General features: G+C 68.0%; 14 protein-coding genes. 3 read left to right on the top strand and 11 right to left on the bottom strand.

The annotated features are described in order from the left end of the window. Window positions 1-8: 8 nt before the first annotated feature. From AABF56_RS33210 to AABF56_RS33185, 6 genes are all read right to left on the bottom strand, one after another. A complete protein-coding gene (locus tag AABF56_RS33210; RefSeq protein ID WP_244768868.1) occupies window positions 9-1,526 on the bottom strand; it encodes a tripartite tricarboxylate transporter permease in 1,518 nt (505 codons plus the stop codon). A gap of 1 nt (window position 1,527) precedes the next feature. Further along, window positions 1,528-2,001 (bottom strand): tripartite tricarboxylate transporter TctB family protein, encoded by a 474-nt coding sequence (locus tag AABF56_RS33205; RefSeq protein WP_272808895.1) that lies wholly within the window; start codon window positions 1,999-2,001, stop codon window positions 1,528-1,530. Between the two features lie 33 nt (window positions 2,002-2,034). Beyond that, window positions 2,035-2,988 (bottom strand): tripartite tricarboxylate transporter substrate binding protein, encoded by a 954-nt coding sequence (locus AABF56_RS33200; RefSeq protein ID WP_244768866.1) that lies wholly within the window; start codon window positions 2,986-2,988, stop codon window positions 2,035-2,037. A gap of 365 nt (window positions 2,989-3,353) precedes the next feature. After that, complete coding sequence (locus tag AABF56_RS33195) at window positions 3,354-3,656, bottom strand: DUF4387 family protein (RefSeq protein ID WP_272808894.1); 303 nt, start codon at window positions 3,654-3,656, stop codon at window positions 3,354-3,356. Next, window positions 3,649-5,007 (bottom strand): acyclic terpene utilization AtuA family protein, encoded by a 1,359-nt coding sequence (locus AABF56_RS33190; RefSeq protein WP_244768864.1) that lies wholly within the window; start codon window positions 5,005-5,007, stop codon window positions 3,649-3,651. The genes AABF56_RS33195 and AABF56_RS33190 overlap by 8 nt, the downstream gene beginning before the upstream one ends. Further along, entirely contained in the window at window positions 5,004-5,924 is a 921-nt protein-coding gene (locus AABF56_RS33185; RefSeq protein ID WP_244768863.1) for a GntR family transcriptional regulator, read from the bottom strand. The genes AABF56_RS33190 and AABF56_RS33185 overlap by 4 nt, the downstream gene beginning before the upstream one ends. A gap of 210 nt (window positions 5,925-6,134) precedes the next feature. On the opposite strand from AABF56_RS33185, the gene AABF56_RS33180 reads away from it, so the two are divergent. The 3 genes from AABF56_RS33180 (at window position 6,135) to AABF56_RS33170 (ending at window position 9,471) form a co-directional block, all read left to right on the top strand. Further along, window positions 6,135-7,007: a GntR family transcriptional regulator gene (locus tag AABF56_RS33180; protein ID WP_244768862.1), complete on the top strand. Its 873-nt coding sequence runs from the start codon at window positions 6,135-6,137 to the stop codon at window positions 7,005-7,007. A gap of 170 nt (window positions 7,008-7,177) precedes the next feature. Beyond that, entirely contained in the window at window positions 7,178-8,695 is a 1,518-nt protein-coding gene (locus tag AABF56_RS33175; protein WP_272808893.1) for a malonate--CoA ligase, read from the top strand. 191 nt (window positions 8,696-8,886) lie between these two features. Next, a complete protein-coding gene (locus tag AABF56_RS33170; RefSeq protein ID WP_272808892.1) occupies window positions 8,887-9,471 on the top strand; it encodes a tyrosine phosphatase family protein in 585 nt (194 codons plus the stop codon). Between the two features lie 89 nt (window positions 9,472-9,560). Here AABF56_RS33170 and AABF56_RS33165 read toward each other — a convergent pair whose 3' ends face one another. From AABF56_RS33165 to AABF56_RS33145, 5 genes are read right to left on the bottom strand one after another with little or no spacing between them, the layout of a single operon-like run. Next, on the bottom strand, window positions 9,561-10,166 hold the full coding sequence (locus AABF56_RS33165) for a histidine phosphatase family protein (RefSeq protein WP_272808891.1): 606 nt from the start codon (window positions 10,164-10,166) through the stop codon (window positions 9,561-9,563). Beyond that, the gene (locus AABF56_RS33160) at window positions 10,163-11,263 is read right to left on the bottom strand and encodes an ABC transporter ATP-binding protein (RefSeq protein ID WP_272808890.1); all 1,101 of its coding nucleotides are present in this window, start codon (window positions 11,261-11,263) and stop codon (window positions 10,163-10,165) included. Before AABF56_RS33160 ends, AABF56_RS33165 begins: the two co-directional genes overlap by 4 nt. Next, window positions 11,260-13,005: an ABC transporter permease gene (locus AABF56_RS33155; protein ID WP_272808889.1), complete on the bottom strand. Its 1,746-nt coding sequence runs from the start codon at window positions 13,003-13,005 to the stop codon at window positions 11,260-11,262. Before AABF56_RS33155 ends, AABF56_RS33160 begins: the two co-directional genes overlap by 4 nt. Before the next feature lie 52 nt (window positions 13,006-13,057). Further along, window positions 13,058-14,179, bottom strand: coding sequence for an ABC transporter substrate-binding protein (locus AABF56_RS33150; RefSeq protein ID WP_272808888.1), 1,122 nt, complete (start codon window positions 14,177-14,179; stop codon window positions 13,058-13,060). 24 nt (window positions 14,180-14,203) lie between these two features. Continuing rightward, window positions 14,204-15,040 carry a MurR/RpiR family transcriptional regulator gene (locus AABF56_RS33145; protein ID WP_272808887.1) on the bottom strand — a complete coding sequence of 279 codons (837 nt, stop codon included), beginning with the start codon at window positions 15,038-15,040 and terminating at the stop codon, window positions 14,204-14,206. Window positions 15,041-15,102: the final 62 nt, after the last annotated feature.

Here is a 15,102-nt window from a genome sequence, read left to right as displayed (position 1 = left end):
GGGCGGCGTCAGACGCCGGCGGTTTCGTCGGGCATGTCGATCTTGCGGGTGCGCCGCCAGTGCAGCATCGCCGGCACGATCAGGATCAGGACCGAGACGGCGATGAGCACGGCCGAGAGCGGGGTGGAGACGAAGACCGTCGGATCCCCCTGCCCCACGGCGAGCGCCCGGCGCATCTGCACCTCCGCCATCGGCCCGAGGATGAGGCCGATCAGCACCGGCGCGATCGGGAAATCATAGACGCGCATCATGTAGCCGAGCACGCCGACGCCGGCCATCATGGCAAGGTCCACCCAGGAGTTCGACACGCCCCAGATGCCGACCAGCGAGAAGATCAGGATGCCGGCATAGAGATAGGGACGCGGGATGAAGAGCAGCCGCACCCACAGCCCCGCCAGCGGCAGGTTGAGGATCAGCAGCATCAGGTTGCCGACATAGAGCGAGGCGATGAGGCCCCAGACGAGATCGGCGGAGTTGATGAACAGCAGCGGCCCCGGCTGCAGCCCGTAGTTCTGGAAGGCGGCGAGCAGGATCGCGGCGGTGGCCGAGGTCGGCAGGCCGAGCGTCAGGAGCGGCACCAGCACGCCGGCGGCAGCGGCGTTGTTCGCGGCCTCGGGACCGGCCACGCCCTCGATGGCGCCATGGCCGAACTCCTCCGGATGCTTGGTCAGGTTGCGCTCGACCGTATAGGAGAGGAAAGTCGGGATCTCCGCGCCGCCGGCCGGCAGCGCGCCGATGGGAAAGCCGAAGCCGGTGCCGCGCAGCCACGGCTTCCACGAGCGCTTCCAGTCTTCCTTCGTCATCCAGATGCCGCCGGAAAGCGGATTGAGGTTGGGCTTCTGGAAGCCGAAGCGGCTGGCGACATAGAGCGTCTCGCCGACGGCGAAGAGCGAGACGAGCACGACGGTCATCTCGACGCCGTCCATGAGGTCCGGCACGCCGAAGGTCAGCCTTTGCAGGCCGGTCTGCTTGTCGATGCCGACGACGCCGAGCGACAGGCCGAGGAAGAGCGCGATGAAGCCGCGCACCTTGGACGTCCCCATCACCACGGAGACGGACAGGAAGGCGAGCAGCATCAGGGCGAAATAGTCCTGCGGCTTGAAGATGAAGGCGAGCTCGGCGATGGGCGGGGCGAGGAAGGTGATGCCGAGCGTGCCGATGGTGCCGGCGACGAAGGAGCCGATCGCGGCCGTGCAGAGCGCCGCCGCGCCGCGGCCCTGGCGGGCCATCTTGTTGCCTTCCAGCGCGGTCATCATCGAGCCGCTCTCGCCGGGCGTGTTGAGCAGGATCGAGGTGGTGGAGCCGCCATACATCGCGCCGTACAGGATGCCGGCGAACATGATGAAGGCCGCCGTCGGTTCGATATAGACGGTGACGGGCAGGAGCAGCGCGATGGTCAGCGCCGGGCCGATGCCGGGCAGCACGCCGATGGCGGTGCCCATGAAGGTGCCGACGAAGGCCCAAAACAGGTTCTGCGGCTGCAGGGCGACGGAAAAACCGTTCATCAGGCCGGTGATCGCGTCCATCCTACACCCCCATCATCGGAAGAAGACCGCCGAGCTGGACGCCCAGCTTGCGGAAGAGCCACCAGCACAAAAGCGAGAAGCCGAAGCCGAGCACCAGGTCGAGATGCCAGCGGCGCGACTTGAAGGCCGCCGCGACCAGCACGAAACAGCCGGTGCAGGTGATGACGAAGCCGAGCGGCTTCATCGTCAGCATCGGCAGGGCGCTGGCGGCCGCGGCAAGGCCGAGCGCCATGTAGTTGACCTTGTGGTCCTCGCTCACGTCCTCGGCGCCCTGTTCCTCGAACGGAACGCCCCGGTAGATCTGCAGTGCCAGCAGCAGGCCCAGAACGACCAGGCCGAGCCCGACGGCCGAGGGCATGAAGCCCGGGCCGACATGGGCGTACTGGTCGAACTGGGGCAGTTCCGCGGCCTTCAAGAAAACGATGGCTCCCCAGCCGACCGTTCCCGCCGCAATCCAATAGGGGCGTTCCGTCATGTCAGACATCCTTTCGAAAAGCGCGGCGGCGGCTTACTTGGTGAGGCCGGCTTCCTTCAGGATTGCGCCGATGCGGGTCTTTTCGTCGTTCAGGAAGGCGACGAAATCATCCCCGGCGAGATAGGCGTCTTCCCAGCCCTGCTTGGCCAGGATGTCCTTCCAGGCAGTGCTGTCGTGCATCTTGGCGAAGCGGTCGAGCCACATGGTACGGCCCTCCGCCGACATGTCGGGCGCGCCGACGATGCCGCGCCAGTTGCCGACGACCACGTTGAGGCCGGCTTCCTTCAGGCTCGGCGCGTCGATGCCCTCGACGCGGCCCTCGGAGGTGACGGCGATGATGCGGATGCGGCCGGCATCGGCCATCGGCTTGAATTCCGAGACGCCCGAGACGGCGACCGTCACGGCGCCGCCGCCGAGCGCGGTCACGGCTTCCGCGCCGCTGTCATAGGGGATGTAGTTCAGCCTGGCCGGCTCCAGACCGCTTTCCTTGGCGATCAGCGCCATCACGATATGGTCGACGCCGCCGGCCGAGCCGCCGCCGATCGACACGGCACCGAGGTTCTCCTTCATCGCCTTGACGAGGTCGTCCACCGTCTTGATCGGGGAATCGGTCGCCACCGCGACGACGCCCGTATCGTTGGTGAGGCGCACCAGCGGCGTCACGTCGTCGAGCGTGACGGGCGAGGAATTGAGCAGGATGCCCCCGACCAGGATGACGCCCATCGACATGACGGCATTGTCGTTGCCGCGGTTCGCGCCGACGAATTCGGCAAGGCCGATCGTGCCGCCGGCACCGCCCTTGTTGGTGAAGGTCGCGCCATCGGTGAAGATGCCTTCCTTCGACATGGCCTCGAACGGCAGGCGCGCCATGGCGTCATAGCCGCCGCCGGCGCCGCCCGGCGCCATCACCACGGCCGGATCGGCAAGGGCCGGCGCTGCGGCCGAAAGCGAAAACGCCAATGCTGCGGCAAAAACTGCTTTGATCATAATTTCCTCCCAAAAAGTCCGGGCCGAAAGCCCCGGTGCTGCCGAGCGGCAACACAGACACCGGCCTCCTTGCCGTTGTCTTAATAATACACTTACGACAATATTATCGATTGCGCAACACCGTTGTTGCCGTTGGGAGGCAACGGTTCCGCGCAATAAGCGGTCCGGGTTCCGGACCCGGTGCAGCCCCCCTCTGCCCTGCCGGGCAGAGGGGGGTGGCCGTCATCTCCATTGTTCATAGGCCACTGCTGAAGCGACATCGTTTCAAAAGAAAACAACGGAGCGCCGGCAACCTCGGCCTGCAAACAAAACGCCCCCTGCCGGAGGCAGAGGGCGTCGAAAGGAAACCGTGCGCAACAGGCCGGTCAGTCGATCTGCAGTTCCTCCAGCAGGCAGGCCCAGCCGGCGCCGTGCATGTCGCGGTCGGCGCGCGTGCCCTGGACGACGGGGCGCGGCACGGAGAACTTCACCACGTTGAGCGCCGGGATGTCGAAGCGCTTGAGCAATTGCTGCTCGACGCCGAAGAGCTTCGCCACCGTGGCGTCCTTCAGCCCGTCGCGCACCCGGGCATAGGTCACCGGATCGTCGCAGAAGACATCGACCGTCAGCCAGAACGGCCCGGCATTCTTGGAGCGCACCTTGCTGACGAGGCTTCCCAGTTCAGGCATGCCCCACCTCATGCGTCTCGAGCACGAAGGCGGCGAGCGGGTCGTCCAGTTCCATCACATGGTTGAGGCAGAACTCGTAGAGCGCGCCGCGCTGCATTTCGGCGGGCGAGAAGGGAAAGGCGAAGGTCGGCATCGGCTCGTCCTCGGTCAGGGGATGGTGCAGGAGATAGGGGTTGAGGATCTTGCCGGCCTCGGCCGCCAGCTCGGCGGTCGGGCAGGTGAGGATGCCGAGAATGCCGACCTCGACGGGAATGTCGTGGCGGTTCTCCAGCGCGCCGAGCGTCGCATCCATGCCGATCAGCCGGATCTCGACGGTGAAGGCATCGGGGGCAAGGCCCATGCGGGCGACGATCTTGTCGCGCACCCTGGCCTCGACATCCGCCGCCCATTCGCGCACATGCTCGACATAGCGGCGCTCGCGCACCACCGCGAGGCCGACCGTCTGGTAGCCGACGATGCGGGCGCCCTCCAGCTTGACCGTGTAGCCCCCCGGCACCCATTTCGAGCCCTCGACGCGCACCCGGCGCCCGTCGAGCGCCTCGTATTCCGACCGCGTCACGTCGAGATGGCCGCCCGGCTCGTGCAGGATGAAGGGGTCGGAGTTCTCGTAGAGCATGTGGGCGGAGACGGTGTAGGGCGTCGCGGCGGCATCGGCGGCCATCGGCTCGATGGTGAAGCCCGAGGCGTCGAAATCGATCTGGATCACGCCGGAATTCGGCTGCGTGGTGGCGAGCGCCCCGCATTCGCCGACCTTGGCGCCGTGCCAGGCGGCGCCGGCATGGTCGCCGCGTACGACCGGCAGGGCCGCGATGATGGCGGTGTCCGTGGTGCGGCCGGCGATGACGATGTCCGCCCCGGTGGCGAGCGCCGCCGCCACCTGCTCGACGCCGGCCAGCGCGACGATGTTGGTGCAGTCGTCGACGATGGCCTCGTTGATGTCGGGCGCAGCGGGCAGCGCGTGCAGGCGGCCCTCGCCGAGCGCGGCCTTAACCCGTTCCTTCGGCTGGCCGGATTTCAGCGTCGCGACCTTGACCTGCATGCCCTCCTCCAGGGCGATCTCGCGGGTGATGTCGAACAGCCAGTCGACCGCGGCATCGGCGCCGCAGGTGCCGGCCGTGCCGATGACGAGCGGCACGCCGGCCTTGGCCCGCGCCTGCATCAATTCGCGCCACTCCACCTTGGTCGAGGCGCGCGAATATTTCGAGACGCCGCGCCCGAGATAGGACGGGCCGCTGTCCGTCGATCCGCCGTCGATGGCGATGATGTCGGGCCGGTTGGCGACGCCGCGCTCCAGCGCCGCGCGGTCATAGCCCAGTCCCAGCGCGCCTGCGGGTATAAGTACGCGTGTCATGTGTCACCTCCCTTGCTCGGCCCGCCAGCGGGGCCACCGGAAAACATTTCAGCACGGGCCTTGCGCAGCTTGGCCCTGCCGAGGTGGTCGTGCATCAGGTCCGCCGCCCTGCCGGTATCGCCGGCATCCAGCGCGTCGAGAATGGCGAGGTGCTCGGCATTCTGGCCGCGCACCTGCTCGGCATTCAGCGTCTGGCGGTATTCGATCAGGCGGCGGAGCTGGTTGAGCTTCTGCACCGTGTTGACCAGGAAACGGTTGCCGGAGAGCGCAGCGAGACCCTCGTGGAAGGACGAATTCGCCTCGAACAGCTCCATCTGGCTGAGCCGACGCCAGCCGCCGTCGGCGACGATCTCCTGCCGGCGGCGCAGGTCCGCGAGCACGGCGGGATCGGCCCGGAACTCGGGCGAGCGGATGCCGTGCACCTCGATCGCCTGGCGCAGGTCGTAACATTCCCGGTAGGCCTCGACGGAATCGATCAGCACCGCGAAGGTCCAGCCCCGGCCCTCGTTGCGCTCGATCCAGCCCTCGCCGGAAATGCGCGTCAGGATGCGCCGCAGCCCCAGCCGCGACACGCCGTAGCGCCGCATCAGGTCGGTCTCGCTGACCCGGTCCGGCAGGCGGCGCGACAGGCGGTCTTCGGCGATGCGCAGATAGGTCGCCTCGTCCGACGTCTCGTTGGCCGCCGGCAGCGGATCGGCGGCGATGCGGTCGGGATCGCGCAGGTAGAAGCCCTTGTTGGGCACCCGCTCGACAATGCCCTGGTCGGCCAGGATGCCGAGCGCCGAGCGGATCGGCTGGCGCGACGTGCCGAACAGGGACTGGAGGCTGGCTTCCGTCAGGTGCTGTCCCCGTTCCATGGCCGATGTCCTGATATGGCGGACGATCTTGTCCGCCAGCGAGCGATGAAGTTCGTTCATGATCGACCCCTGGATGGTATTAAGCGCGTATATACGACAATCCACAGGCAATCAATCTGGCGGCGCCGGTCCTGCCGGCGCACTCTCCTTGGTGTTTTGAAATGACAAAAGTCCAATAGCCCGAATCCTGGTACTATGCAAGCACAAAGAACCGGCGCTTGGCGAAGCCCGCGGAACATGCGACAAGGCACAGGCCATCCAGGAGCGCCGATGACCCAGATAGCCAGCACCCTTGCCCACGAGATCGCCCGGCTCGTGCATGCCGAGCGGCTGGCGCCCGGCGAGCCCCTGACCGAGCGCAGCCTTGCGGAACGCTTCCTCGTCTCGCGCTCGCCGATCCGCACGGCGCTGCGCGAACTGCAGCGCGCCGGCGTGCTGACGGCGGCCGAGCGCGGCGGCTTCAAGGTGGCCGATCCTTCCGCCGCGAAGGCGCTTGCCGCCAGCACGCCGGCGCCCGACGGCGGCGAGGAGGTCTATCTCGCCATCGCCCGCGACCGGCTGGCCGGCGAGATCCCCGACCGGACGAGCGAGAACGAGCTCCTGCGCCGCTACGGCATCACCCGCCCGCGCCTGCAGGCCCTGCTCAGGCGCATGTCGGAGGAGGGCTGGGCGGAGCGGCTGCCGGGGCACGGCTGGCGCTTCCTGCCGGTGCTGACCTCGATGGAGACCTACCGGCAGAGCTACAGCTTTCGCCAGGCGATCGAGCCGGCCGCGCTGCTGGAGCCGGGCTTCACGCTCAACCGGCCCGTGCTGGAGCGGCATCTCGAACAGCAGCGCCGTTTCGTGGCGGGGGAGATCCTGGAGATCTCGGCCGTGCGCCTGTTCGAGACGAACAGCGAGATGCACGAGGCGATCGCCGAATGCAGCCGCAACGCCTTCTTCATCGAAAGCCTCCGGCGCGTCGACCGGCTGCGCCGGCTCATCGAGTACCAGCAGCGGGTGGACCGCGAACAGGCCCGCCAGCGCTGCGCCGAACATGTGCACATCCTCGAACTGGTGCTGGACGGCCGGAATGGAGAGGCCGCCGAGGCGATGCGCCAGCACCTGAGCGCGCTTGGCCCGCTGAAGGCGCCCGCGCCCTGAACCGGCGGCGGGGAATTCGCGCTACCTGGTGCGGGTCCGCAAGGCTCCAGATTCTTGTTCTGCCGCATTATCCGACGCCGAAGCGACTTCGCTTCGGCTGGAAATGCTCTAGTGTGCTCGCGGCTTGGCCCGGCGCGGGACAGAATCGGCAACACGAGGGAAACGACCCCATGAGCAACCATCTCTTCGACGCGATCCGGGCAGCGGCACGGCCGGAGGCGATCTTCATCGAGACGGGCGACGGGCGTCGATGGACCTATGGCGACATGATCGCGCTTTCGGGACAGCTCGCCGGCACCCTCGCCGCGCGCGGCGTGCGCCCGGGCGACAGGGTCGCCGTGCAGGTGGAAAAGAGCCCCGAGGCGCTGATGGTCTATCTCGCCTGCGTCAGGGCCGGCGCCGTCTACCTGCCGCTCAACACCGCCTATACGCTGGCCGAACTCGACTATTTTATCGGCGATGCCGAGCCGAGCCTGGTCGTCGTCTCGCCGGGTGCCCGCGAGGGCGTCAGCCCCATCGCCGGCAAATACGGCGCCGGGGTCGAAACGCTGGACGACAAGGGCGGCGGCTCGCTGCTGGAGCTTGCGGCGGACGAGGAGACCGATTTCCTCGACGCGGAGCGCGGCGCCGACGACCTCGCGGCGATCCTCTACACCTCCGGCACGACGGGCCGCTCCAAGGGCGCGATGCTGACGCACGACAACCTGCTGTCCAACGCGCTCGCCCTTCGCGACCACTGGCGCTTCACCCGCACCGACCGGCTGATCCATGCCCTGCCGATCTTCCACACGCACGGCCTGTTCGTCGCCTCGAACGTCACGCTGCTGTCCGGTTCGTCGATGTACCTGCTGCCGAAGTTCGATGCCGACGAGGTGCTGCGCCTGATGGCGGAGGCCACCGTGATGATGGGCGTGCCGACCTTCTATGTCCGCCTCGTGCAGCATCCCGGCCTGACGCCGGCGGCAACGGCCGGCATGCGGCTCTTCGTCTCCGGCTCCGCGCCGCTGCTCGCCGAAACCCATCGCAGCTTCTCGGAAAAGACCGGCCATGCCATCCTGGAGCGCTACGGCATGACCGAGACCAACATGAACACCTCCAACCCCTATGATGGCGATCGCATTGCCGGCACGGTGGGCTTCCCGCTGCCGGGCGTGTCGCTGCGCGTCACCGAGCCGGAGACCGGCAGGCCCCTGCCGGACGGCGAGACCGGCATGATCGAGGTGAAGGGGCCGAACGTCTTCAAGGGCTACTGGCGCATGCCGGAGAAGACGGCGGCGGAGTTCCGCGCGGACGGCTTCTTCATCACCGGCGATCTCGGCCTGATCGACGCGCGCGGCTACGTGCACATCGTCGGACGCGGCAAGGACCTCGTCATTTCCGGCGGCTACAACATCTATCCGAAGGAGGTGGAAACCGAGATCGACGGCATGCCCGGCATCGTCGAGAGCGCGGTCATCGGCGTGCCCCATCCCGATTTCGGCGAGGGCGTGACGGCCGTCGTGGTGCGCCAGAAGGGCGCGGCCATCGACGAACAGGCGGTGCTCGACGGGCTGAAGGACCGGCTGGCGCGCTACAAGCAGCCCAAGCGCGTGCTCTTCGTCGAGGACCTGCCGCGCAACACGATGGGCAAGGTGCAGAAGAACGTGCTGCGCGAGAGTTATGCCGACCTCTATTCCGCCGGATCATAGGCGCCGTCCCGCACGATGGCGGCAGCCGGCCGCACCGCCCGATCTTCCGCGCAAGCCCCGGGAATTTGGCTCTATCGGCCCGCTCGCGGCTGTCGTACAAACGGGCGGCGGGCGCCACGCTTCCACCCTGCCTTCGTGCAAGGCGCGGGAGAGGCGGCGCGCCAAGGCAGACAGGATTGGAAGGAAAGACCATGGACGTGATTTTCACCCCGGAACTGACGGTTTGCGGGATCGAGGAACTGCCCAGCCAGCGTGACCGCAAGGTGACCCATGTGCTGTCCATCGTCGACCCCGACCTCCCCGAGCTCGAGACCTTCGCCACCTATGGACGGCACCACCGCACGACGCTGCGCTTCCACGACATCATCGCCGCGCTGCCCGACCAGGTGATGCCCCGCCCGGACCATGTCGAGGCGATCCTTGAGTTCGGCGCGGATTTCCAGGCGCGGCAGGACCGCGCGGCGCCGAGCCACCTCCTCGTCCATTGCCACATGGGCGTGTCGCGCTCGACGGCCGCCATGCTGGCCCTGATGGCGCAGGCCAGCCCCGACGAGCCGGCCGAAGACCTCTTCACCCGTCTCGTCGCCATCCGTCCGCAGGCCTGGCCGAATTCGCAGATGGTCGGCTTTGCCGACGCGCAGCTCGGCCGCAGGGGCGAACTGACGGCCGCGCTCGGCCGGCACTACGGCCGCCAGATCAGGAGCCGCCCGCAATATACCGAGTGGATGACCAAGCTCGGCCGCGAGGCCGAGCTGCGCATGGCCGTGCTCGACTGAGCGGCGCCCTCCCCGCCAGCGGCCGGTGACAGGCCGGGGTGCCGCGGAAAACGCGCGGCTCCGACGGGCTGGATGCCCGCTGCCCCGTCTCAATCGGCGACGGAGACGTCCGGCGCGACGGAGCCGATATTGTAGCCTTCGAGCTGGGCGGCCGCGCCGTTCTTTTGCGGGAAGTTGAGGATGGTCGCGGTGCCCGGCGTGACGGGAACGACGCGCGAGGGCGGCAGGTCGAGGAATTCGTGGCAGACGGCACGGATGACGCCGCCATGGGCGACGATCAGCAGATCGCCCTCCGTGCGGGACATCCAGTCGTGCACGCCGTCGGCGACGCGGCCGCGGAAGGCGCTCCAGGTCTCGCCCCGCGTCGGGGTGAAGATGCCGGCGCGCCAGGCGACGTAGTCCTCGGGATGGTCGGCGATCAGGTCCGGCTTGCGAAGGCCCGTCCATGCGCCCATGTCGAGTTCGCGGAACCGCTCGTCGGAGGGGGCGTCGGGATGGCCGATGAGCGCGACGGTCTGGCGGGTGCGGCCGAGATCCGAGGCGATGATGCGGGCCGGCTTCAGCGCCCTGGCATAGGGACGGAAGCGCTTGACCTGGGCGACGCCGCGCTCGGACAACAGCGAATTGTCCTGGCCCTGCAGCCGCTGCTCGGCGTTCCATTCCGTTTCGCCGTGACGCATGAGGATCAGCCTCATTGATGTATCCTTTCTCCAGTGGCGGCGAAGACCGCATCGGGTGTGCGAATGAACGAGAGGGGGATCGGCTCGCCGGGCGTTGCCGTGAAATAGCCGTCCGCCATGCCGGTGATGCGCAGCTCGCCGATCATCGCCGTCACCATGGTGCGCCCGGCGATCGGCGCGGCCTCGGCAAAGCGCGCCGTCAGCGAGGGCATGCCGGCAACGACGCCGACGCCGACATCCTCGGCGCGGTAGAGGAGCTGCGCTTCCGCCCGCCCGCCGGCGAGCGCGGCCGGCGCGAGGGCCAGGTCGTTGAAGAGGAGGGCGTCGCCCTCCCGGCGCACCGGCAGGAGATTGGCCGGCGGCGTGCCGAGGAAGGTGGCGACGAAGGTGGTCTGAGGGTTGCGCAGGAGGTCGATCGGCTTGCCGAACTGCTCGACGCGGCCATTGTTGAGCACGGCGACATGGGTCGCCATCGTCATCGCCTCCACCTGGTCATGCGTGACGTAGACCGAGGTCGCGCCCGTCGCCCGGTGGATGCGCATCAGCTCGCTGCGCATCTCGATGCGCAGCTTGGCGTCGAGATTCGACAACGGCTCGTCGAAAAGCAGGATGCTCGGCTCGGGCGCGATGGTGCGGGCGATCGCCACGCGCTGCTGCTGGCCGCCGGAAATCTCGGCCGGATAGCGCTCGGCAAGCGCGTCGATGCCGAGCAGGGCGAGCACCTCCCTCACCCGCCGCTCGCGCTTTTCGCGCGGCCATCTCGCGACCTTCAGCGGCCAGGCGATGTTGCCGGCAACGGTCATGTGCGGCCAGAGCGCGTAGCTCTGGAAGACGAGCCCGGCATTGCGCCGGCCGGCATCGGCGATGACGCCGCCCGCGCCGCTGGAGACGGTCTGCCCGACGAAGGCGATCTCGCCCTCGCTCGGGCTTTCCAAGCCGGCCAGCATGCGCAGCAGGGTCGACTTGCCGCAGCCCGACGGGCCGACGAGGACCAGGAAGGCACCGGGCGGAACGGAGATGTCGACGTCCTTCACGGCGGTGAAGGCACCGAACCGCTTGACGAGATTGCGGATCTGGATGGCGTCCGCGGCGCCTGTGGCAAGGGCGTTCATGTCTCTTTCCATTTCTGGACGCGGTTCTGCAGGCCATGGGCGAGGAAGGAGGCAGCAAGGCAGACCACGAGGATGACGAGGGTGATGGCATTGGCGAACTGCATGAAACCTTCGGCCGCATAGCGGTAGGCGACCATGCTGAGCACCGGCGAGGTGGCGGTGAAGAGCAGCACGACCAGCGAGAGGTCGCGCACCATCTTCACGAAGACGAGGATCGCCCCGGCGAACAGGCCCCGGATCGCCAGCGGGAAGATGATGGCGAAGAGGCGCCGCACGAGGCTCGCGCCGGTCAGCCGGGCGCTTTCCTCGATATCGGCCGAGATCTGCCCGAGCACGGAGCGGCCGGACTGCACGGCGAAGGGCAGGTTGTGCGCCGAGGCCGCGATGACCAGCAGCGCGAAGGTGCCGTAGAGCGAGGGCAGCGGACCGATGGGCGCGCCGTAGAGCGCGATATAGGCCGCGGCGAAGGCGATGCTCGGGATCAGCAGCGGCAGGAAGGCGAGCTGGCTGAGCACGGTGGCGATGAGGCTGCCGCGGCGCTGCACGATCGTATAGGCGAGCGCAAGGCCGAGCAGCATGGTGGTGAAGGCAACGACGAGGCCGAGGCGGATCGTGGTCCAGAGCGCATCGAGCAGCACGGGATTGCGGAAGATGCCGGCCTGGCCCTGCGCCATCTGGCCGCCGCCCTCGCCGATCCAGAAATGCAGCGTCCAGTTGGAGAACAGCGCGCCGCTCTGCGGGGCAAGGCTGGAGGCCGCGAGCACCAGAACGGGCAGAACGGTGGTGGCGAAGCCGATGAGCACGGCGAGCGCGAAGAGCGGCCAGCGCCAGCCGCCGAGCGGAAAGCGCTTGGTGCGCCCGCCCTTGCCGGTGACCGTGATGAAGGCCTTGCGGCCGGAGACGATGCGGTCGGAGAGGAAGAGGAACAGCGCCGAGACGGCGATCAGAAGCAGCGCGATGACGAAGCCGCGCTCGTTCTGCCCCGTCTCGATCATGCCGAAGAGGCGGGTGGAAAGCGTCTGCATGCGCACAGGCAGGCCGAGCAGCGCGGGCGCGGCGAAGTTGGAGACGGCGCCGGCGAAGGTGAGCGAGGCGGCGGCGACCAGCGCGGGCGTGACGACCGGCAGGATGATGCCGAAGAAGATGCGGGGGCGCCTGGCGCCGGCCATCTGCCCGGCCTCGACGAGATCGGCCCCGACGGAGCTGAGCGCGGCGGCGATGATCGTGTAGGCGAGCGAATAATAGTGCGCGATGAGCACGATCGCCGTGGGGATGAGGCCCCAGGCGAGCCAGTCGGGAATGGCAAGGCCGTTCGTCTCGAAGAAGCCGGCCGAACCGCCGAGGCGGGAATTGCGGAACAGCGTGCCCCAGGCGAGCGCGGCGGCGAAGCTCGGGATCATGTAGGGCAGCGTCGCCATCAGGGTGAGGAAGCGCCGGCCCGGCACGTCGGTGAGCACGACCAGCCAGGCAAGGAAGCCGCCCATCAGGAGGCAGCCGCCGGCCACGCAAAAGCCGAGGATCATCGTGTTGAGGAGCGGGCGCCACCACAGATTGGCGGAGAGCCGGCTGGCGAGCACCGCCTGCCAGGCTTCCAGACCCTCGGGCGTCAGCGTGGACAGGAGAATGCGCAGGAGCGGCGCGACGACGAGGACGGCGACGATGGCGATGAGCAGCGCCGGCAGGAGAAAGCCCGATCGGAGCAGGCGCCTGCCCGATGGCACGGAAAGCGACGTGGATGTCATGGTGATCCTCCGCGTCCACCGGCGCCCGAAAGCGCGCCGGTGGACGGGTCCGTTACTGAAGCGTGATGATGAGGTCGGCGATGCGGCCGCGCGCGGCCGCCGTCTTCGCCGGATCGATCGTCCAGGCCTTCAGCTCGCCGAGCTTGACGGAATCGGGATGGTCGGCGATCGCCTTGCGCACCGCATAGTCGCCCGGCACGTTGAAGGGCTCGAAGCCCGGCCCGCCGGTCGGCGTGTCGTCGCCGAACATGAAGTCGATCAGGAGGCGCGCGGCGGCCGGATGCGGCGCCTTGTCGGCGATCGTCAGCACCGCCGGGAAGAGGATGCCGTTCGCCGGCTCGACATTGTTGGCGACCTGCAGCGCCCAGCCTTCCTTCTCGTTGTCGCGGCGGTCCGAATAGGTGCCGAAGCCGACGGGCGGGTTCTTGGCGTTGACGTCGCCGATCGACTTGTTGAGCACGTCGCTGTTGGGCAAAAGGATGAGGTCGTTTTCGAACAGTGCCTTGATGAACTGCTCGCCGGCGCCCTCGAGGCCGTCCTCGACCTCGATGTCCTTGCCGTACTGCGCCTTGTAGGCCGCCGCCATCTCGTCGGGATGCAGCGCGATCTCGGTGAGGAGGTCGAGCAGTTCGCCGCGCTGGCTCGGATCGACCATCAGCACCCGGCCCTGCCATTCCGGCTCGGTGAGCTGCCAGAGATTGGTCACGGGCGAACCGCCCGGGAAGGCCTTCTCGTTGTACATCAGCACCTTGGTGGAGAGGCGCTGGGTGAGCAGCGGCGCCTTGTAGCGGTCCTCCAGCTCGTCCGCCACGCGCGGCGGCACGTAGTTCACGACGCGCTTTGCCTCCACAAGCTTCGTGAAGACGACGGGCGTATCGGCGATGTAGAGCACGTCGACGGCATGGACGCCGGCCTGCTGCTCGGCCTCCACGCGGGCGATCTGCTTGGTCGAGCTCATGTCGACGCCGATCAGGTCTATGCCCGGATAGGCCGCCTCGAAGGCCGCCTCGATCCTGGCGATGCGGCTCGACAGCGAGAAGACCGTGACGCTGCCCTCCTTCTGGGCGAGCGGCAGCAATTGCTCCGGCGTCAGGCTGTCGAGATCCTCGGAAAACGCGATGCCCGGCAGGGCGAGACACGCCACGAGGGCGGATGCGTATACGCATTTCAACATGGTTTCCTCCTCCATTTTCTCACGTCAGTCGAAGTCGTTGAACAGCTCCGACAGTTTCTCCAATCGCCCGATGACCTCCCGCTCATGCCGTCCGGCGATCGTCAGCACGATGCCGTTGACGATGGCGAAGGGGATCGTCGGGGTCTGGAATTCGCTTCCCGAGCGCCCGCGCGGGGCGGCGAGCATCAGATCGGCGGCGGGCTCCATCAGCGGCCCGGCAAGATCCGAGACGAGGATGGTGCGCGCGCCGACCCGCGCGGCATGGCGCACCAGCGGCCCGTAGCTTTGCGGCTGCTTGCGGAAGGCGAGCGCGACGACGAGGTCGCCCGCCTCCATGCCGACCAGCCGTTCGGCAATGTCACGGCCGCGGCCCGTCAGCGCGATGGTCGTCATGCCGAACCGGTCGAGCCGGCGCTGCAGGAAGCCGGCGACGGACTGGGCATGGCCCTGGCCGAAGACGAAGACGCGGCGCGCCTCGAAGATCATGTCGGCGGCACGGTCGACATCGGCCTGCGGCACGGCGCGGGCCAGCGTCTCCAGCGCGGCGATCTCGGCCGTGATGAGGTCGGAAAGGTAATCGCCGTGCTCGACCTTGGCGACCGAGCGGCGCATGCGGTTGGCCGCGTCCTGGTCGAGCAGCACCTCGCGCTGCAGTTCGGCCCGCAGGTCCGGAAAGCCCTTGTAGCCGAGCTTCTGCGCCAGCCGCGTCGCCGTCGCCTCATGCACGCTGGCGCGCTGGGAAAGCTGCGGCCCGGACAGGAACGCCGCCTCCGCGCGGTTTTCCAGCATGGCGGCGATCAGCTTCTGGTCCGCCTCCGTCAGCTTCCTGGACTTGGCCTTTATGCGATCGAGAAGGGTCATGGCGCTCGACAAGGTTGTTTGCAGCGCCGATGGTGTTGGCAAAGCGCCTTGCAGTCAAGACG

Origin of the sequence: Shinella sp. WSC3-e, from assembly GCF_945994535.1 — a bacterium.
Classification (GTDB): domain Bacteria; phylum Pseudomonadota; class Alphaproteobacteria; order Rhizobiales; family Rhizobiaceae; genus Shinella; species Shinella yambaruensis.
Note: the sequence above shows the minus strand (reverse complement) of the source record. Positions and strands in the feature narration are given on the sequence as shown.